Source organism: Pseudomonas sp. Y5-11 (genome assembly GCF_022368695.1).
GTDB classification, from domain to species: domain Bacteria; phylum Pseudomonadota; class Gammaproteobacteria; order Pseudomonadales; family Pseudomonadaceae; genus Aquipseudomonas; species Aquipseudomonas parakoreensis.
In genome coordinates, this window is the sequence record NZ_CP058974.1 from 1,141,169 (window position 1) to 1,159,655 (window position 18,487).

An 18,487-nucleotide genomic window follows, 5' to 3' on the forward strand; every position below is an offset into this window, starting at 1 on the left:
AAAGCTCCTCTCAGCAGGCAATGAACGACAGCGGCAGATCGCGGATCTGGACCGGCAGGGTCGGTTGGTAATGGTCGTCACTGGTCAGTTCGTGCAGCAGCTCTTCACGCAACTGATGGAAGTCGAAACTGCTGCGCTGACGCGGGTGCGGCAAGGCGATGTCCACCACTTGCTTGATCCGTCCCGGACGCGGCTCCATCACCACCACGCGATCGGCGAGAAAGATCGCTTCTTCGACGTCGTGGGTGACGAGGATCGTGGTGATTTTCGCCCGGTCGCGGATCGCCAGCAGCTCGTCCTGCATTTGCTGACGGGTCAACGCATCGAGCGCGCCGAACGGTTCGTCGAGCAGCAGAATCCGTGGGCTGGCGACCAGTCCACGGGCAATCGCCACGCGCTGGGCCATGCCGCCGGAGAGCTGGTGCGGATAGGCGCGGGTGAAATCGCGCAGGCCGACCAGATCGATGAAATCGTTGATGCGCTGCTGCTTTTCGGCGGTGCTCAGCGGCTCGTTGACCAGGCCCAGACCGATGTTGTCGGCCACGGTCAGCCACGGGAACAAACGGTGCTCCTGAAATACGATGCCGCGCTCGCCGCCGATGCCGCTGACCGCTTTGCCATCGACGCTGATCTGCCCGCGAAACTGCGTATCCAGACCCACCAGCAAACGCAGCAAGGTGGATTTGCCGCAACCGCTGGACCCGACGATGGCGACAAATTCGCCCTCGGCGATGTCGAGGTTGAATTCGCGAATCGCCTCCAGTTCGAAACCGTCGACGTCGAAGGATTTGCCTACATGGGTGAAGCTGACAATCGGTGCGTTCATGCGTGTCTCCAGCGAGTAGCGCGAATTTCCAGGCGTTGGCCGATGAGGTTGAGCAGGGCGCCGGTGAGGCCGACCAAAAGCATCGCGGCCATGATCAGGTCCATGCGCAGCAGTTGTTGGGCGCCGATCATCTGGCTGCCGATGCCGCCGTTGGACGGCATGAAATATTCGGCGCCGATGGTGCCGAGCCAGGCGTAGATCAGACTCAGGCGCAGCCCGGCAAAAATCCCCGGCGCCGCACCCGGCAGCACCAGACGACGCAGGCGCTGGCCGAGGCTCAGGCGCAGCACCTGCGCGGCTTCGTTGAGTTGTGGCGAGAGGTTGGCGACGCTGCGCTGGGTGGCGATGAACAGCGGGAAAAACGCGGCGAGGGCGACGAACACCCACTTCGCCAATTCACCCAATCCGAACCACGCAGTGAGCAGCGGCACCCAGGCGAAAATCGCGATCTGGCGAATGGCGGCGAGAGTCGGGCCGAGCAGCCGTTCGCTGGTGCGCGACAGACCCAGCAACAGGCCGAGGGCGAAACCGAGTCCGCCGCCCAGCAGCAACCCGCCAAGGGTACGACCGAGGCTCAAGGCCATGCCGCTGATCAGCGTGCCGTCGAGCAGACCGTTCCTGGTCGTTTCCAGTACCGCCAGCGGGCTGACCAGAATATTTACATCGACCCACTGCTGATCGCTCGCCACTTGCCAGACGCCGATCAGGCTCAGCGGCAACAGCCACGGTTGCAGCCGTTGCCAGCCTTGATAACGTGGGCCTCGGCGGATTTCCGCAGTCGCCGGGTGCGGCCAGTGCACCAGTTTGCGGTCGAGAAAACCGATGCCGCGATCCATCGCGACACCGAGGACACCGATGACTACGATGCACACGAACACGATGTCGAGCATGAACAGTTGCCGTGCCCAGACCATCAGGTAGCCGATGCCTTCGCTGGACGCCAATAGCTCCACCGCCAGCAATGAAGTCCAGCCAGCAGCCAGGGCCAGACGCACGCCAGCCATGAACGCCGGCAGTGCAGCGGGCAGCACCAGGCGCCGGATCAGCAGGTACGACGGCAGACGCAATACGGCGGCGGCTTCGCGCAGTTTCCGTTGCGCATCACGAACGCCGACCAGAGTGTGCAGGGTCACAGGCACCACGATGGCCTTGATCAGCACCACCAGTTTCAGCACTTCGCCGATGCCGAAAAACACCATGAACAGCGGAATCCACGCCAGCGTCGGTACCTGTGCCAGACCGGCGAAGGTCGGAAACACCAACCGTTCGAGGCGCCGGCTGAAGCCCAGCGCGGCACCCAGCAGCGCACCAGCTGAGATCCCTGCCAGCAAGCCCCAGAGCAGACGTTGCAGGCTGATCCACAAATGACTCCACAACTCGCCCTGGGCCAGTTCGATGGCGCTGTTCCACACCAGCGATGGCGCCGGCAGGATCTGCTCGCTCATCCATTGATTGCGCGCGGCCAGCCACCACAGAGCGAACAGGCTGATCGGCAGCAGCCAGGGCAACAGGCGTTGGTTGAGGCTTGGCCACGCCCGATGACGTTTCAGGGGCGGCGCGGGCAGCGGCAGGCTGAGCAGGGAATCACGGGCCATGGGTGACCTCCGTTGTCGGGTTGGATCGGGAGCAAGATCAAAAGATCGCAGCCTTCGGCAGCTCCTGCAGGGGGACGCGTCCGTGAATTCGCTCCTGTAGGAGCTGCCGAAGGCTGCGATCTCTAGTGGTATTAGCTATAAACAAATTGTTATAAGCGATATAAAAAATATTGAATTTGGAGATAAGCAGCGCCATTTAAGGCTTCCAGCGCATCGCGCATCCAATGCATTCGAAGAATATTTTCGATGCTGTTAATGCATACGCCGCTGAAGCCCGCGCTGTTGCTTGCTTAGCGTTAATGGCTATAAAAATGTGCATTTATAGTATTTAAGCGAAGGTCACGCTTCGGCCTACTTTCGGCTCCTCAACGCCTGTCGTGATCAAGGAGCTACATCCATGAACCTTCCCTTCAAACGAGTTTTCAGTCTGTTTGCCATTCCGGCACTGGCGGGCCTGCTGGCGTTTACCGCGCAGGCCGACGAGCTCAAGGAAATCCGGATCGCTGTGCCTGACCTGAGCGCCGGCACCCAGCACAGCGGCGGCGGTGTGGTGGATGTGCTGCGTGATCGGCAGATCTTCGAAAAAGCCTTCGCCGATCAGGGCATCAAGATTCAATGGAGCTTCTTCAAGGGTGCCGGGCCGGTGATCAATGAGGCGTTTGCCAACGGTCAGGTCGATATGGCGTATCTGGGCGACCTGGCGGCAATCATCGGCAAATCCAATGGCCTCGACACACGTTTGCTCAGCGCCAGCGCGCGTGGCGTGAAGCAATATCTGGGCGTAGTCCCGGGTTCGGGGATCAAGACTTTGCAGGATCTCAAGGGCAAGCGCGTGGCGATCTTTCGTGGCACCGCCACGCAGTTGTCGTTTGATGCGGCGCTGGCCAGTCAGGGCCTGAGCGAAAAGGATCTGAAGGTGATCAACCTCGACTTCAATGCAGCGGTCGCGGCATTGGCGGCTAAACAGATCGACGCATCGTGGGGCAGTTCCGGGCTGACGGCTCTGCAAGCCAAGGGGCTGGCGGAATTGCCGCTGAACACCAAGGATTTGGGTGGCGCCGGCAGTGTGCAGTCAGTGCTGGTGGGCACCGGCAAGTTTGTCGACGGGCACCCGCAGGTCGTGGCAAAGCTGCTCAAGGCGCAGCAACAAGCCGTGGATTGGCTGACCCAGGACAACAACAAGGATGCCTACGTGCAACTGGTGTCGGGGCTGGCGAGTTATCCACCGCTGATCCTGACCCAGGACCTGCAGGATCAGAAACTCAGCGAAGTGTTCCCGTCGACGCTGGACCCGGTATTCCTCGGCAAATTGCAGGACTCGGTGGATCTGGCGGCGCAGCAGAAACTGATCCGCAAACCGTTCAAGGTCAGTGATTGGGTGGCGCCTGAACTGGCGGCGGCCAAGCTTTAAAATCACAAGATCGCAGCCTTCGGCAGCTCCTACAGGGGCATGCGTTCTCTGGAAGAGAGGCTGCGATCCTTTGATCTTCAAACCGCGACGCTGACTTCCTGTTTATCCACCGCCACCAACGTCTCGATCATCGCTCTTGCTGCGGGCGACAGGCGAAACCCGGTACGACTGACAATCCCGCAGCGCGCATTCATGCTCTCCAGATTCTGCGGCAGGTTGCGCCAGTGCAGCAGCGCCAGTGAACCTTGGGCAATGTCTTCGACGAACGCCTCTTCCGTGCCGACGCCAATCGCATTGGATTGCAGCACCACTTTCACCAGCGCCGGGAAATGCTCGGTCTCGATGGTCGGCGAAAAATCGATCCGGCCGCTGAGGTTCGCCAGCAGTTTGCGAATCCCTGGCGGGATCAGCGTGGTCGCCAGCGGGTAGTCGAACATGTCGTTGGTCGACAAGCTTTCCTTGGCCAGCAGCGGGTGCCCGGGCCGGCAGAAAAACACCCCGCGTTTGGGCGTCAGGGCCTGGGTCTGGAAGTTTGGATCGGCCTCGAAATGGCGGATGTCGGCGATGAAGAATTCGATCTCTTCGCGGCTCAGCGCGCGGCTGAGTTTTTCCCAGTTGTCCACCTGAAAACAGGTGCGCACTTTCGGGTGCGCGTTGATGAATTGCGCCACCGCATCCGGGACCAGTTTCACCGCTGGCGCCGGGCCGCAACCAAAGTGCAGCTCCCCGGCATCAAGCTTGGTCATTTGCGTCACTTCAGCGCTGAGCAACGCCGCACCCTGCACCAGGGTCAGGGCGTGTTGCAGCACCACCTGGCCTTCGGGTGTGGGGCGCAGATCCTTGTTGCCGCGATCCACCAGCACGCAGCCGAACTCTTGCTCCAGCCCTTGAATGCTGCGGCTGAACGCCGGTTGAGTGATGCCCATCGCGTCCGCCGCACGGACAAAGCTGCGGTGTTCGTTGAGGGCGATGAAGTAGCGCAACTGGCGAAGATCCATATGCTTTCCCGGCATCCTAAAAATAGCTCGAAGGCATTTGCGACGAGGGTTGCTTGAGGTTTTAAATGCAAGCTCTTATTCCGTCAACGAAGCATGTGAATATCTATTAGATGTAAATGGAATATAGATAGAGCCATGTTTCGCTGTCGCCCAACCGCAAGCAGTCGATGAGGGTCTACCCATGAGCAATGCCGCACTCGCTGTAAAACCCGCTGTCCACGCGCTGGAAATCCATCCGGTGGCCGGTCGTATCGGCGCCGAGATTCGGGGCGTGCACCTGTCCGGTGAACTGGACGCCGCCACGGTCGAAGCCATTCAGCAGGCGCTGATCCAGTACAAGGTGGTGTTCTTCCGTGAACAGACCCAGCTCGACGATCAGCGCCAGGAAGCCTTCGCCCATCTGCTCGGCGAGCCGGTGGCGCATCCGACCGTGCCGGTGCGTGAGGGCACGCGTTATCTGCTGGAACTGGACGGCGCCGAGGGCCAGCGCGCCAACTCCTGGCACACCGACGTGACCTTCGTCGACGCCTACCCCAAAGCCTCGATCCTGCGCTCGGTGGTGGCCCCGGCCTTCGGTGGCGACACCTTGTGGGCCAACACCGCGACCGCCTACAACGAACTGCCTACCGAGCTGCGCGAGCTGGCGGACAAACTGGTCGCCGTGCACAGCAACGAGTACGACTACGCCGGGGCCAAGCCGGACGTATCGGCGGAGAAGTTGGAGCGCTATCGCAAGGTCTTCACTTCGACCGTCTACGAGACCGAGCACCCGGTGGTGCGTGTACACCCGATCAGCGGCGAGAAGAGCTTGTTGCTGGGGCACTTCGTCAAGCGCATCAAGGGTTATTCGCAAGCCGATTCGGCGCACCTGTTCGGCTTGTTGCAGAGCCATGTGATTCGTCAGGAAAACACCGTGCGCTGGCGCTGGAAGGCCGGTGATGTAGCGATCTGGGACAACCGGTCGACGCAGCATTATGCGATTGATGATTACGGCACTCAGGATCGCATCGTGCGACGGGTGACGCTCAAGGGGGAAGTGCCGGTTGGGGCTTCGGGGCAGCGTAGTCAGACCATTAAAGGCGCGGATATCGTCGGCGTTTGATAAGGCTCCATCGCTGGCAAGCCAGCTCCCACAGAGATTGGTGTCGGACACAAAGGATGTGAACAACGCAAAACCTGTGGGAGCTGGCTTGCCAGCGATGCTTTTAACTACCACACACCGATTTGCACCACCTTCTCGGTCTCCGGCTCGCCATAGCGAAACCGCTGCCCGCGCAAATCGATCTCCTGATGACTGATCGTGGTCCGCCGCTTCAACCCGCGCACCCATTCAAACAGGTACCCCGCGTGCTCCTCGCGCACCGCCGCGTATGCCGGGTCGTCACCCAAATCACGCAACTCCTGCGGATCATTCAGCAGGTCAAACAGCTGCGGCCGGAAGCCGTCGTACGCCAGGTATTTCCAGTGCTCGCTGCGCACCATGGTCATGCGGCAACGGTCGATCGGCTGGCCAAGTCGCTCGCGTGCCGGAGCCTGAAAGGCGTAGTCGTATTCGCTGATGGCGTAGCGGCGCCACTCGGGATTTTCGCCGTGCAACAGCGGGATCAGCGAGCGGCCCTCCAGCCGATGCTCGGCGCCCGGCAAACCCAAAGCCTGGAGAAACGTCGGCAATGCATCAATGGTTTCCGCGAGTCGCTCGTCCACCGTGCCGCGAGTGATATCCGCCGCCGCACGCGGGTCGCGCACGATCAACGGCACGCCCACCGCTTGTTCGAGCAAAAACTCCTTCTCGCCCAGCCAGTGGTCGCCCAAAAAGTCGCCGTGATCGCTGGTGAACACGATCAGCGTGTCATCCCAACGACCGTTGCTCTGCAGAAAATCGAACAGCCGACCGAGCTGGTCATCCACTTGCTTGATCAGGCCCATGTAGGTGGGGATTACATTCAATCGTACTGAATCACGGGAGAAGTTGAGACTTTCCTCATGCTGGCGAAACGCCGTGTATACGGGGTGTTTGCTGGCTTCGGAGGGCGTCGCGCGGACCGCTTCGAGAATCGATTTCGTACTGTACAAAGCGTGGTATGGAGCAGGTACGATATAGGGCCAGTGCGGTTTGATGTAGGAGAGGTGTAAACACCAGGATTTCTCACCTTGCTCGGTGATGAAGTCGATGGCTCGATTTGTAGTGTAGACAGTCTCTGAGAACTGCTCGGGAATTCGCGCTGGCAAATGCGCATGACGCATGTGCCAGCCGCTGAGGATCTCTCCGTTCTCGCCTTCGGCGGCGTTGGCCCAGTCGTGCCAAGGGTTGCGCCCGTCGAAACCGTGCTCGCGCAGGTAATGGGTGTAGGGCGCGGATTCGCGTTTGTCGTCGAACAGCGGGTCATCGGGGAAGATCCCGTCGTGGCGAAAGTACGGCTCGAAACCGACCTCGTTGAGCACTTCGGCCTGCGCGCTGTCCGGGTTGATCGCCAGACGCTGCAAGGCGTCGACGTTGGCCGTGGCGTGGGTCTTGCCGACCAGCGCAGTGCGAATGCCGTGCGGGCGCAGATAATCACCGATGGTCAGTTCTTCCAGCGGCAACGGCACAGCGTTCCATGCGACCTGATGGCTGCTGACGTAGCGTCCGGTGTAGGCCGACATCCGCGACGGCCCGCAGATCGTGCCCTGGGTATAAGCACGGCTGAAGCGCACGCCGGCGGCGGCCAGACGATCGATGTTCGGTGTATGCAGATGCGGATGGCCGTAGCAGGACAGGTAATCGCGGCGCAGTTGATCGCACATGATGTACAGCACGTTGCGCACGGGTTTTTGCGGGTTGGACATGGGATTCACCGGTCAGAAAGACAGGCGAGGGTTGTCGCTTTCGGCGGGGGTGTTCGGCAAGTGCATTTGGGGAATGGGTTTTATGCAGTGGATGCATCGGTGACTGTTTCGGCACCATCGCTGGCAAGCCAGCTCCCACAGGATTTGCGCCAAGCCCAAATGATGTGAACACCCGGAACTTGTGGGAGCTGGCTTGCCAGCGATAGCGGTAGCTCAGACAGCTAAATTTTCGAGTGAACAAACCTCCTCATCTACCGCATCAATCGCCTTGATCTGCTCAATCATCGCCTCGGCCAGCGGCGACAACCGATACCCCGCCCGACTGACAATCCCATAACGGGTGTACAGCTCCTCCAGGTCATCGGCCAAACCCTCGATCCGCAAACACACCAGTTTGCCCTTGACCTGATGCAGTGCGTCGGAATACGCGCCAACGATGCCGATGGCATCCGAACGCAGCACCACGCCGAGCAGGCTGGAGCTGTTTTCGCATTCGACATTGGGGGTGAAATCCGGTCGGCCGCTGAGGTCGACGATGACCTTGCGCAGGTTCGGCGGACGAAGGCTCACCGCCAGTGGATAACTCATCAATTGCTCGGCCGAAATCCGTTCGAATGCCGCTAATGGATGCCCGGCGCGGCAGCAGAAATGCCATTTGCGCGGCCGCCAACGGTACGTCAGGTAATCCGGATCGGCTTCGAAGTGGCGAGTGTCGGCGACGAAGAACTCGAACTCTTCGCTGAGCAGGCGTTTGCTCAGGCTCTGCCAGTCATCGACCTGAAATTGCACCCGCGCTTTCGGGTAGCGCCCGATGAACGCGCCGATCGCGCGCGGGATCAATCCGGCTGCCGGCGCCGGGCCGCAACCGAAGCGCAATTCGCCCGCCTCCAGCCCATTGAACTGACTGATCTCGTTGGCCATCTGCTGCGCGCCGCTGACCAGTCGCCGCGCATGTTCGAGCAGCACCTGACCCTGCTTGGTCGGGGGTAACTCCTTGCGCCCGCGATCGACCAACTGACAGCCGACGCTGTGCTCCAGCGCCTGGATGCTGCGGCTGAACGCCGACTGCGACAGGTTCACTGCCTGCGCGCCGGCGACGAAACTGCGCTGTTCGGCGAGGGCGATGAAGTGTCGAAGTTGGCGCAAGTCGATATGCATTTTTCACATAAAAAATATCCGGGAAATGCATTGGATATGCATTAGGTCGACTCCTTATAAAGGCAATCTCTTATGCAGTAAATATTTGTAAATCCATAAATAAATAACTTAAAAGAATATGCAGCGCTGAAGATGTCTGTGTGTTTTTTGACCAGGAGCCGCGCCATGAGTCCGTTGAACCTTGCGTCACCCTTAACGCCACGACGGCTCAAACGCCTGCCTCTGGCCCTGTTGCTGGCGGGGAGTGCCAGCTGGACTCAGAGCTACGCCGCCGACGCCGACACCCCACCGCCGGCTCCCGCCGGCAAGCCTGCGGCCAACAGCTCGCAGCTGGAAACCGTGACCGTCACCACCCGCCGGCGCGAAGAAAGTTCGCAAGACGTGCCGACGCCGATGAGCGTGGTCAGCGGTCAGACGCTGGAGACGCAGCGGGTCTACCGGATTCAGGATTTGCAGCAACTGGTGCCCAGCGTCAACGTCGCCTACATGCACGCGCGCCAGTCCAGTGTGTCGATTCGTGGCCTGGGCAACAATCCGGCCAGCGACGGTCTGGAAGGCAGCGTCGGTCTGTACATCGACAACGTCTATCTGGGCCGTCCGGGGATGGCGGTGTTCGACCTGATGGACATCGAACAGCTCGAAGTCCTGCGCGGGCCGCAGGGCACGCTGTTCGGCAAGAACACCACCGCCGGGGTGATCAACATCAGTACCCGCGCGCCGACCTTTACCCCGGAACGCAGCATCGAAACCTCGGTTGGCGAGGACGGGTATTTCCAGACCAAGGGCACCATTTCCGGGCCGCTCAACGATGAACTGGCCGGGCGCTTTTCCGCGTATCGCACCCGCAGCGACGGCGACATCAAGAACGAATACAACGGTCATGACCTGAACGGTGGCTCGCGCGATGGCTTCCGCGCGCAGTTGCTGTTCAAGCCCCACGAAGACTTCAACCTGCGCTGGATCGGCGACTACAACGAAGAGGATTCCAGCGCCGGCACCCGCGTGCTGTACAACACCGGGCCGACCATCAACGGCGTCAACCTCTACCAGTCGCGGGCCAATGCCGCCGGCGCGACGCTGGTCAACGGTTCGCACCGCAAGGTCAATCTGGACAACGATCAGCACGTTACCGTGCATCAGGGCGGCACGTCGGTGGAGGCCAACTGGACGCTGCCGAGCGATTTCACCCTGACCTCGATCAGCTCGTATCGCTTCTGGAATTTCACCCCGGCCAACGACGACGGTCTCAACGTCGCCGCGACTTACAACGCCGGGGTTTCTGTCGAAGATAAACAGTACTCGCAGGAATTTCGCCTCGCCTCGCCCAAGGGCGAGTTCTTCGATTACGTGATCGGCGCGTACTACTTCGGCTCGGATCTCGACAACAAGTCCTTCGCCTATTACGGCCCGCAGGCCGATATCTGGAACGGCACGCCACGCGGCGCGCTGGCCAACATTGGCAGTGTCGGCAACGGCCACATCAAGACCGACAGTTTCGCCCTGTTCGCCCAAGGCACCTGGCACCTCACCGAGCGCCTGGACTTCACTGCCGGCGTGCGTGGCACCTATGAAGAGAAGAACGCCTGGGTCACCCGCAATGCGCCGGTTGGTGGTGCCACGGTCACCGGCGCAGCGGCCACCGCACGACGCGGACGCACGGGTGCCTACGACTCCGGCGATCTGAATCAGTACAGCTCCAGCCCGTCCGGACTGCTCAACCTCAGCTATCGCATCACCGATGACCTGCTCGGCTATGCCACGCTGTCTCACGGGGAAAAATCCGGTGGCGTGAACCTCGCGGTGGGTTCGGCGCCAACCGCCGGCGCCGACTCGCTGCTGATTGGCACCGAACGGGCCAACAACGCCGAACTCGGCTTCAAAAGCACGCTGTGGGACCGGCGTCTGCAACTCAACGCCAACCTGTTCTGGACCCAGGTCAACGCCTACCAGACCAACGCCTACGACGACGTCAACCGCGTGCAATACCTGACCAACGCCGGTTCGGTGCGCTCACGCGGCGTCGAATTCGAAAGCACGGTGATCCCGTTGCGCGGCCTGACCCTGAACTTCAACGGCTCGTACAACGACGTCAGCTATCTCTCGTACAAAGATGCACCGTGCCCGCCGGAAGTCAGCCAGGCACCCGGCGCACCGGCTTCTTGCGACCTCAGCGGCCACCAGGTGGTCGGCGCGTCGAAATGGATCGGCAACGCCAACGGCAAATACGAATGGAATCTGGCCAACGGTCTGCAACCTTACGTCACCGGCAGTTACGCGTTCCGCTCCAAAGCGGTGGGCACGGTCGAGGATTCCGACTACGGGCAGATCCCGAGCTACGCCGTGGTCAACCTGTCCACCGGTCTGCGCGGCGATTTCAATCAGGGCCAGTGGGACGTTTCGCTGTGGCTGAAAAACGCCTTCGACAAGACCTATTACACGACCCTGTGGACCGGCGGCAACGGCGGTTATGAAGGCCTGCTCGGTACGCCGCGCACCCTCGGCGTAACCGGTCGCTACGACTTCTGATCCGTCATTCAAGGAGCTGCATCATGTTGCCAGGCAAAACCGCTTTAGCCCTGTTGTTATCCGGCGCAGTCTCAAGCACCGGGGTGTTCGCCGCCCCCAGCGTGTACCCGACCGGCGTCACCCGCTATGACCCGAACAAAGCGTTCAACCAGTACGTGATCTTCAGTGGCGCCGACAAGCAGACCCACTTGATCGACATGAACGGCAATGAGGTGAAAACCTGGCCACAGGCGGGTTTCCCGTCGGCGATCATCGACCCGCAACTGGTCGGCGGCGCGCGCGGGCATGTGCTGTTGCAACTGAGTGACAAGGATCCGGGCAAGCTCGGCTCCGCCGGTAACGGTCTGGGCAATCAGAGCGTCGGCGAACTGGACTGGAGCGGCAAAGTCGTCTGGCAGTGGGGCGACAAGGCCCCTGGCGGCGCAGCACAGCAACACCACGATCAGCGCCGGTTGAGCAACGGCAACACGGTGGTGCTGGCGAACAAGGTGCATAAGGTCAAAGGCTTCAAAGTGCCTGAGGTGATCGACGATGCGATCTATGAAGTCAGTCCTGACGGTGCGGTGAAATGGCAGTGGCTGGCCTCGGAGCACCTGAACGAATTCGGCTTCACCCCGGAGCAATTGAAACTGGTGCGCGCCAGCGATAATCCGGATTACTTGCACATCAACAACCTCAGCGTGGTCGGGCCGAACAAGTGGTTCGATGCCGGCGACAAACGCTTCAATCCGGACAACCTGTTGCTCGATTCGCGCAATGCCAACTTCATTGCGATCATCGACAAGCACAGCGGCAAAGTGGTGTGGCGCCTCGGCCCGAACCTGCCGCTGATCAACCCGAAAACCGCGCAGAAATTACCGCGTCCGGTGGATCAGTTTGTCGGTCAGCACGACGCGCACATCATCCCCGCCGGGCTCCCCGGTGCCGGTAATCTGCTGGTGTTCGATAACCAGGGTTCGGCGGGTTATCCAAACGTCACCCTCGGGCTGATTTCCGGCTCGCGGGTGCTGGAAATCGACCCGCAGAAAAATCAAATCGTCTGGCAATACAGCGCAGCGAATTCGAAGCAGCCGGGTTGGGCCTTCTACAGTTCATTCATCAGCAGCGCGCGACGCTTGCCCAATGGTAATACGCTGATCGACGAAGGCATGAACGGGCGGTTTTTCCAGGTCACGGCCAGCGGTGAAAATGTCTGGGAATATGTCAGCCCGTATCTGGGCAAGGCGCCGGGCAGTGATGCAATCAGCAACTGGGTCTATCGCGCGCTGCCTGTGAGTTATGACTGGGTGCCGGCGGGAACGCCGCGTTCAGAGACGGCAGTTCTGGTGCCGGCCATTGGTGTGCAACAAACCCAAGTCAGCCGTTAGTTATTAAGGCTCTTCGGAATCGAAATAAGTTATGAGCGACATGAATAGTGTATATAGCAATATCGTTGATAAGTGCCGTGGACAATAAGTCAATGGACAACCATCCTGTGTGTCGTGAGTTTCCAGGAGGAAACTTGCTCTCATCGGAAGACACTTATCCAACGATAAAGGAAATCACGTTATGTCGAGCATTAATGGCAATTATGTAAACGCTAACGCTGGCGCCAAACTGACGATCACCGATGGTAACGATTCCAACGGCACCTTCAGCGGCAAGTTCAGCCAGAACGGCGTGAACTACGACATCGCCTACGGGCATTACCATTTCCAGAACAGTACCGGGCAGCCGACGATCATCACGTTCGCGGCGCTGAATGACGGCACTGGCTATCAGTCCTGGACGCTGTTCTCGCCGGATCACAACTATTCGAAAGTTCGTGCGGTGGGTTCGCGTACTAACTTTGATGGTGATGTAGTCGGTCTGGCCGGGGAGTTTGTGAAGCAATAAAAAAATTCCGTAAATCGAAGGCCGATGCATTAAAAGTGCATCGGCCTTTTTGTTTGCCTTTTGAAAAATTTTTCAACTATCACGTTGGTATTAGTTGTCACTGAATCCCGGGTCATCGATAACCCGATGCCTTGGATGAATACTTTTTATGCCGGGAAAGCATGTCGATTTCGGCGAATCGCTGGAAGCCTTGCAGCCCGTGGCTTTGGCGGAAATGACCGTTTTTCATATTCCATAAATGTCTATCCATAACATGAAAGATTACTTTCGGAGATAAGCCGCTGGCCCAATGATTGACCCATCGATCACGCCGTGGGGGATTCAACGAACGACGGATCGGCCAAGCGAAAGAACGCAAAGAGACCGCAGGGAGTAAATCAATGGGCAATGTCCAGACCGCCGCCAGCGCACAGGAATTGCTGTGGCGCCAGACACCAAGTGGCGAGCTGGTCGATCTCGGCCGGCCCCATCGTGTGCCGTTGGGGCAGTTGCGTTTGCAGCGCGCGCCCAGGGGCATTCTGAGCCGTCGTGAAGCGATCCTGCTCGGCGTGCTGGCGCTGCTGGTGCATGGTGCGGTGATCTACTGGATCAACCAGCATCCCACGCCGGCGTTGCCGATCGTGCCGCCGGAAATTCCACCGATGACCATCGAGTTTTCGCATCCGGCACCACCCGCGCCGCCCGTGGTTGAACCGCCGCCGCCCGCGCCGGTGGTCGAACCTCCGCCACCGGTTGAAGACGAGTTGGCGGTGAAGCCGCCACCGCCTAAACCGATCCCTAAACCCAAGCCGAAACCGGTGGTTAAACCGGTGCCGAAGCCAGCACCCAAAGCCGTGGAGCAACCACCGGCGCCGCCGCAACCGGCCGCCCCGGTCGCTGCGCCAGCGCCACCTGCACCCGCGGCTCCGGCTCCGGTAACGCCGGCCTCGGCCAACGCCGCGTATTTGAAGAACCCGGCGCCGGAGTATCCATCGCTGGCCCAGCGTCGCGGCTGGGAAGGCACGGTATTGCTACGGGTGCACGTGTTGGCCAACGGCAAACCGGGCGACATCCAGATTCAGAAAAGCAGTGGCCGGCAGCAGCTCGACGATGCAGCGCTCAACGCCGTCAAACAGTGGAGCTTCGTCCCGGCCAAGCAGGGTGATGTCGCCCAGGACGGCTGGGTCAGCGTGCCCATCGATTTCAAGATTCATTAAACCGAAACCTATTCGCGCTAAATGTTTACACGAGGGAACACATCATGACGTTACTGGCCTCTCCACTGGAATCCATCGAAAGTGCGGTGATCTGGCTGCTGGTGGTTTTTTCCGTTGCCACCTGGGGACTGGCGCTGCTCAAGGCTGTGCAGTTCGGTCGTCTGAAGGCGCAGGATCGCAAGTTTCATAAACGCTTCTGGGCGGCGTCGAGTCTCGACTCCGCCGCTGAGTTGAGCGAAACCCAACCCGGCGCTGCGGCCCGGGTGGCACAGGCCGGTTACGCGGCGATTCAGGTGGGTGAGGCGCCGCAGGCCAATGATTTGAGCCAGGCGATCAACCATCAGGATCGCCTGGAGCGGGCCTTGCGCCAGCAGATCGTGCGCGAACGGCGTTCGCTGGAAACCGGTCTGGCGGTTGTCGCGAGTATTGGCAGTACCTCGCCGTTCATTGGCCTGTTCGGCACGGTGTGGGGAATCATGGAAGCGCTCAAGGGCATCAGCGCGGCAGGCTCGGCGAGCCTGGAAACAGTCGCCGGTCCGATCGGTGCGGCACTGGTCGCCACCGGTGTGGGGATCGCGGTCGCGGTGCCGGCGGTGCTGGTTTATAACTACTTTTTGCGGCGTCTGAAACTGACGGCGGCGGATCTGGATGACTTCGCCCACGACTTCTACAGCCTGGCGCAGAAGAGTGCGTTCCGCGTGTTGATCCACCCGACTGCAAACAAGGTGTCGGCACCGGGCAACGCGACAAAAGTGAAGGAGGCGTCCTGATATGGCCTTCTCCACGCAAGACAGCGACGAGGTGCTGAGCGAGATCAACGTGACGCCGCTGGTGGATGTGATGCTGGTGCTGCTGGTGGTGTTTATCGTCACCGCACCGCTGCTGACCAATGCGATCCCGATCAATTTGCCGAAGACCGAAGCCGTGGCGCCGGTCGAGCAGAAAGACCCGCTGGTGGTGAGTATCGACGGTGCCGGCAAACTGTTTATCAACAAGGATGAAATCCAGCCGGACCTGCTGGAATTCAACCTCAAGTCGGCCAAGGCGAAAGACCCGGAAGTCCGCGTGCAACTGCAGGCCGACGACGGGGTGAACTACGGCGAAGTGGCGCGGGCCATGGCTTCGATCGAGCGGGCGGGGATTACCAAGTTGTCGGTGATCACGGCGCGGTAACAGGATTTACGTTTTTCCGGGGCCGTCTCCTTGGCAGGGTGCGGCCCTTTTTTTATCTCGATTTAAACCCACACCCGATCCCTGTAGGAGCTGCCGAAGGCTGCGATCTTTTGCTCTTATTCTTAAAATCAAAATCAAAAGATCGCAGCCTTCGGCAGCTCCTACACGAAGCCAACCATATTTCTTTTGGGTCTTAATAAATAGCTTCTTATTCCTTAACGAATATAAATCCCGTCCCTATACTCGATCAGGAACAGACACGACGCAGGAGAGCTCCCCCATGCGCAACGAATCAATCCGCTACCTGATTGTGCCGGGCTGGCAAGGATCGCCAGAAGATCATTGGCAAACCCATTGGCAGAACAGCCTGCCCAACAGCGCCCGGGTGGAGCAGGCCGACTGGCTGACACCGCGCCGTGAAGACTGGGTCGCGGCGCTGGCCGAAGCGATTGCCGCCGACAGCACGCCAGTGATCCTGATTGCTCACAGCCTGGGTTGCGTCACCGTTGCGCATTGGGCGGCTACCGCGCCCGTGCAATACCTGCGGCAGGTGCGCGGGGCGTTGCTGGTCGCGCCGGCCGACGTCGAGCGCCCGACCTGTGCACCGGCGCTGCGTAACTTCGCACCGATCCCGACTGATCTGCTGCCGTTCCCCAGTCAGGTCGTCGCCTCCGACAACGACGCCGCCGTCAGCGCGCCACGCGCGCTGGAGCTGGCGCGCCATTGGGGCGCCGAAGCGGGGATTCTCGCCGGGGCCGGGCACATCAACGTCAAGTCCGGGCACCAGCGCTGGGAGCAGGGTTTCGCTTACCTCTATCGCCTGCAAAACCGCCTGGAACTCCACGCGCGGCGTCGCGCTTGAGTGGTATTTTTTCTTTTTGATCGCCCCCGTCTCCCGGCGGTTGTGGGCGGGAGTCTGCCATGAGTTTTGAAGCGTTCGGTCAGCCGTTGCTGACCTTTCCCGATGCGGAAAAAAGTCCCCTGAGCATCCGTGCCAAGGCGCTGGTCTTCGTCGATCCGCGTTCGCGGCAGTTGCGTGAAGAGCTGGAGCACCTGGCACCACGGACAATCTCGGTATTGATCCGTGGCGAGACCGGCACCGGTAAAGAGTTGCTCGCGCGCCACATCCACCGCGCCAGTGATCGCAGCGGTCTGTTCGTCTCGGTCAACTGCGGCGCGATCAGCCCGACCTATGCCGATGCCGAACTGTTCGGCTATGCCGCCGGCAGTTACACCGGTTCGGCCAGCAGTCGTGCCGGCTGGTTCGGTTCGGCCAACGGCGGCACGTTGTATCTGGACGAGATTGGCGACTTGCCGCTACCGATCCAGATCAAACTGCTCGCCGCCCTGGAAAATCATGAAGTCACCCGCGTCGGCGCCCATCAGCCAAGCCCGGTGGATGTACGGCTGGTAGCGGCCACCAGCATCGATCTGGCACAAGCGGTGGATGCGGGGAAATTTCACGAACGGCTTTATCACTACCTCAGCGAAGGGCAACTGGAATTGCCGGCGCTGCGCGAACGGATCGGCGACATCCTGTCGCTGGCCGAATACTTTCTCGGCATCTACAGCCAGCGCCTGGATCTGCCGGTGCCATTGATCAGCGAAGCCGCGCAGCACCTGCTGGAACGCCACAGCTGGCCGGGCAACACCCGCGAGCTGGAAAACGTCATTCACTTCGCGCTGCTGGTCAGCACCGGCGAGGAAATCCTCCCGGAGCACCTGAACCTGCCACAGACGCTGATGCAGATCGAAAGCCAGATCAAACAAATCCTGGAAAATGGCACCGCTGCCGATCAGCAGTCGCTAAAGCAGTTACTGAAAAACGCGGGGCTCGTGTAGGAGCTGCCGCAGGCTGCGATCTTTTGATCTTGCTTTCAGCACTTTTAAACCATTGAAAATCAAAAGATCGCTGCCTGCGGCAGCGCCTGCATGGCTATCTCGCGTGTATGAACAAAATGGAATATCAACGTGAATAAACGTTATTGTCCGGGAATAAAAAATCCCGGTATTGTCCGCTTCACGCCAGAGATAGCACTTCACTGGCACTGGTATTAATAGCCGTCGCCATTCGCGACCGTGATTCTCGATAAGGACACTGCATGAAAAAGGTTCTGTTGTTTACCGCATTGGCGGCTGCTCTGACTGCTTCCCTGGCCCAGGCCGGCGAGAAACTGGTGGTGGCGGCGACTCCGGTGCCGCACGCGGAAATCCTCGAGCTGATCAAACCGACCCTGGCCAAAGAAGGCGTGGATCTGGAAATCAAGGTTTTCACCGACTACGTGCAGCCGAACGTGCAGGTGGGCGAGAAGCGTCTGGATGCCAACTACTTCCAGACCAAACCTTACCTGGACAGCTTCAACGCCGGTAAATACAAGGACGACAAGGCCAAGTACCTGGTGACCGTGCAAGGCGTGCACGTTGAACCGTTCGGTGGCTACTCGAGCAAGTACAAGAAACTGGCTGATCTGCCTGACGGCGCGACCATCGCCATCCCGAACGAAGGCAGCAACAGCGGCCGTGCCCTGATCCTGCTGCAGAAGGCGGGCCTGATCGAACTGAAAGATCCGAAAAACGCCCTGGCGACCCCGAAAGACATCGCCAAGAACCCGCACAACTTCAAGTTCAAGGAACTGGAATCGGCCCTGCTGCCACGCGTGCTGAAGGAAGTTGATCTGGACATGATCAACACCAACTACGCGCTGGAAGCCAAGCTGAACCCGACCAAGGATGCATTGGTGATCGAAGGCGCTGATTCGCCTTACGTGAACTTCCTGGTCGCCCGTGAGGACAACAAGAACAGCGACGCCATCAAGAAACTGGCCGCTGCCCTGACCAGCCCTGAAGTCAAAGCGTTCATCGAGAAGAAGTACAACGGCGCGGTACTGCCGGCGTTCTGATCC

General features: G+C 60.0%; 16 protein-coding genes. 11 read left to right on the forward strand and 5 right to left on the reverse strand.

Annotated elements, in window-relative coordinates:
• Positions 1–10: 10 nt before the first annotated feature.
• Both HXW87_RS05080 and HXW87_RS05085 read right to left on the reverse strand, forming a co-directional pair.
• Positions 11–826 carry an ABC transporter ATP-binding protein gene (locus HXW87_RS05080; RefSeq protein WP_239778513.1) on the reverse strand — a complete coding sequence of 272 codons (816 nt, stop codon included), beginning with the start codon at positions 824–826 and terminating at the stop codon, positions 11–13.
• The gene (locus HXW87_RS05085) at positions 823–2,421 is read right to left on the reverse strand and encodes an ABC transporter permease (RefSeq protein WP_239778514.1); all 1,599 of its coding nucleotides are present in this window, start codon (positions 2,419–2,421) and stop codon (positions 823–825) included. The genes HXW87_RS05080 and HXW87_RS05085 overlap by 4 nt, the downstream gene beginning before the upstream one ends.
• A gap of 397 nt (positions 2,422–2,818) precedes the next feature.
• Here HXW87_RS05085 and HXW87_RS05090 point away from each other — a divergent pair, with 397 nt between their 5' ends.
• On the forward strand, positions 2,819–3,832 hold the full coding sequence (locus HXW87_RS05090; protein WP_239778515.1) for an ABC transporter substrate-binding protein: 1,014 nt from the start codon (positions 2,819–2,821) through the stop codon (positions 3,830–3,832).
• Positions 3,833–3,909: 77 nt separating this feature from the next.
• On the opposite strand, the gene HXW87_RS05095 is transcribed toward HXW87_RS05090, so the two are convergent.
• Positions 3,910–4,830: a LysR family transcriptional regulator gene (locus tag HXW87_RS05095; RefSeq protein ID WP_041071095.1), complete on the reverse strand. Its 921-nt coding sequence runs from the start codon at positions 4,828–4,830 to the stop codon at positions 3,910–3,912.
• A gap of 181 nt (positions 4,831–5,011) precedes the next feature.
• Between HXW87_RS05095 and HXW87_RS05100 the strand changes: the two genes are divergently transcribed.
• On the forward strand, positions 5,012–5,932 hold the full coding sequence (locus HXW87_RS05100) for a TauD/TfdA family dioxygenase (protein ID WP_239778516.1): 921 nt from the start codon (positions 5,012–5,014) through the stop codon (positions 5,930–5,932).
• A 107-nt stretch (positions 5,933–6,039) separates the two neighbouring features.
• Here the strand turns inward: HXW87_RS05100 and HXW87_RS05105 are convergent, their stop codons facing one another.
• Positions 6,040–7,656, reverse strand: a complete 1,617-nt coding sequence (locus tag HXW87_RS05105) for an alkaline phosphatase family protein (protein ID WP_239778517.1) — start codon at positions 7,654–7,656, stop codon at positions 6,040–6,042.
• Positions 7,657–7,869: 213 nt separating this feature from the next.
• Positions 7,870–8,814 (reverse strand): LysR family transcriptional regulator, encoded by a 945-nt coding sequence (locus tag HXW87_RS05110; RefSeq protein WP_239778518.1) that lies wholly within the window; start codon positions 8,812–8,814, stop codon positions 7,870–7,872.
• Positions 8,815–8,979: 165 nt separating this feature from the next.
• Here HXW87_RS05110 and HXW87_RS05115 point away from each other — a divergent pair, with 165 nt between their 5' ends.
• The 9 genes from HXW87_RS05115 to HXW87_RS05155 all read left to right on the forward strand — a co-directional run bounded on the left by HXW87_RS05115 (position 8,980) and on the right by HXW87_RS05155 (position 18,484).
• Positions 8,980–11,340 (forward strand): TonB-dependent receptor, encoded by a 2,361-nt coding sequence (locus HXW87_RS05115; protein WP_239778519.1) that lies wholly within the window; start codon positions 8,980–8,982, stop codon positions 11,338–11,340.
• Between the two features lie 23 nt (positions 11,341–11,363).
• Positions 11,364–12,707, forward strand: coding sequence for an aryl-sulfate sulfotransferase (locus HXW87_RS05120; protein ID WP_239778520.1), 1,344 nt, complete (start codon positions 11,364–11,366; stop codon positions 12,705–12,707).
• 181 nt (positions 12,708–12,888) lie between these two features.
• Positions 12,889–13,215: a hypothetical protein gene (locus tag HXW87_RS05125; RefSeq protein ID WP_007952780.1), complete on the forward strand. Its 327-nt coding sequence runs from the start codon at positions 12,889–12,891 to the stop codon at positions 13,213–13,215.
• A 380-nt stretch (positions 13,216–13,595) separates the two neighbouring features.
• The gene (locus HXW87_RS05130) at positions 13,596–14,411 is read left to right on the forward strand and encodes an energy transducer TonB (protein ID WP_239778521.1); all 816 of its coding nucleotides are present in this window, start codon (positions 13,596–13,598) and stop codon (positions 14,409–14,411) included.
• A 44-nt stretch (positions 14,412–14,455) separates the two neighbouring features.
• Positions 14,456–15,181: a MotA/TolQ/ExbB proton channel family protein gene (locus HXW87_RS05135; protein WP_041071117.1), complete on the forward strand. Its 726-nt coding sequence runs from the start codon at positions 14,456–14,458 to the stop codon at positions 15,179–15,181.
• Position 15,182: 1 nt separating this feature from the next.
• Complete coding sequence (locus HXW87_RS05140; protein ID WP_003220570.1) at positions 15,183–15,584, forward strand: biopolymer transporter ExbD; 402 nt, start codon at positions 15,183–15,185, stop codon at positions 15,582–15,584.
• Between the two features lie 280 nt (positions 15,585–15,864).
• Positions 15,865–16,446 carry an alpha/beta hydrolase gene (locus HXW87_RS05145; protein ID WP_239778522.1) on the forward strand — a complete coding sequence of 194 codons (582 nt, stop codon included), beginning with the start codon at positions 15,865–15,867 and terminating at the stop codon, positions 16,444–16,446.
• Positions 16,447–16,505: 59 nt separating this feature from the next.
• Entirely contained in the window at positions 16,506–17,426 is a 921-nt protein-coding gene (locus HXW87_RS05150; protein ID WP_239778523.1) for a sigma 54-interacting transcriptional regulator, read from the forward strand.
• A gap of 260 nt (positions 17,427–17,686) precedes the next feature.
• Positions 17,687–18,484 carry a MetQ/NlpA family ABC transporter substrate-binding protein gene (locus HXW87_RS05155; RefSeq protein ID WP_041071133.1) on the forward strand — a complete coding sequence of 266 codons (798 nt, stop codon included), beginning with the start codon at positions 17,687–17,689 and terminating at the stop codon, positions 18,482–18,484.
• Positions 18,485–18,487 lie beyond the last annotated feature (3 nt).

Coding starts and splice junctions, on each gene's coding strand:
- HXW87_RS05150 (WP_239778523.1), top strand. CDS start 16,506: ATGAGTTTTGAAGCGTTCGGTCAGCCGTTGCTGACCTTTCCCGATGCG.
- HXW87_RS05080 (WP_239778513.1), bottom strand. CDS start 826: ATGAACGCACCGATTGTCAGCTTCACCCATGTAGGCAAATCCTTCGAC.
- HXW87_RS05125 (WP_007952780.1), top strand. CDS start 12,889: ATGTCGAGCATTAATGGCAATTATGTAAACGCTAACGCTGGCGCCAAA.
- HXW87_RS05120 (WP_239778520.1), top strand. CDS start 11,364: ATGTTGCCAGGCAAAACCGCTTTAGCCCTGTTGTTATCCGGCGCAGTC.
- HXW87_RS05085 (WP_239778514.1), bottom strand. CDS start 2,421: ATGGCCCGTGATTCCCTGCTCAGCCTGCCGCTGCCCGCGCCGCCCCTG.
- HXW87_RS05090 (WP_239778515.1), top strand. CDS start 2,819: ATGAACCTTCCCTTCAAACGAGTTTTCAGTCTGTTTGCCATTCCGGCA.
- HXW87_RS05130 (WP_239778521.1), top strand. CDS start 13,596: ATGGGCAATGTCCAGACCGCCGCCAGCGCACAGGAATTGCTGTGGCGC.
- HXW87_RS05110 (WP_239778518.1), bottom strand. CDS start 8,814: ATGCATATCGACTTGCGCCAACTTCGACACTTCATCGCCCTCGCCGAA.
- HXW87_RS05155 (WP_041071133.1), top strand. CDS start 17,687: ATGAAAAAGGTTCTGTTGTTTACCGCATTGGCGGCTGCTCTGACTGCT.
- HXW87_RS05145 (WP_239778522.1), top strand. CDS start 15,865: ATGCGCAACGAATCAATCCGCTACCTGATTGTGCCGGGCTGGCAAGGA.
- HXW87_RS05105 (WP_239778517.1), bottom strand. CDS start 7,656: ATGTCCAACCCGCAAAAACCCGTGCGCAACGTGCTGTACATCATGTGC.
- HXW87_RS05115 (WP_239778519.1), top strand. CDS start 8,980: ATGAGTCCGTTGAACCTTGCGTCACCCTTAACGCCACGACGGCTCAAA.
- HXW87_RS05135 (WP_041071117.1), top strand. CDS start 14,456: ATGACGTTACTGGCCTCTCCACTGGAATCCATCGAAAGTGCGGTGATC.
- HXW87_RS05140 (WP_003220570.1), top strand. CDS start 15,183: ATGGCCTTCTCCACGCAAGACAGCGACGAGGTGCTGAGCGAGATCAAC.
- HXW87_RS05100 (WP_239778516.1), top strand. CDS start 5,012: ATGAGCAATGCCGCACTCGCTGTAAAACCCGCTGTCCACGCGCTGGAA.
- HXW87_RS05095 (WP_041071095.1), bottom strand. CDS start 4,830: ATGGATCTTCGCCAGTTGCGCTACTTCATCGCCCTCAACGAACACCGC.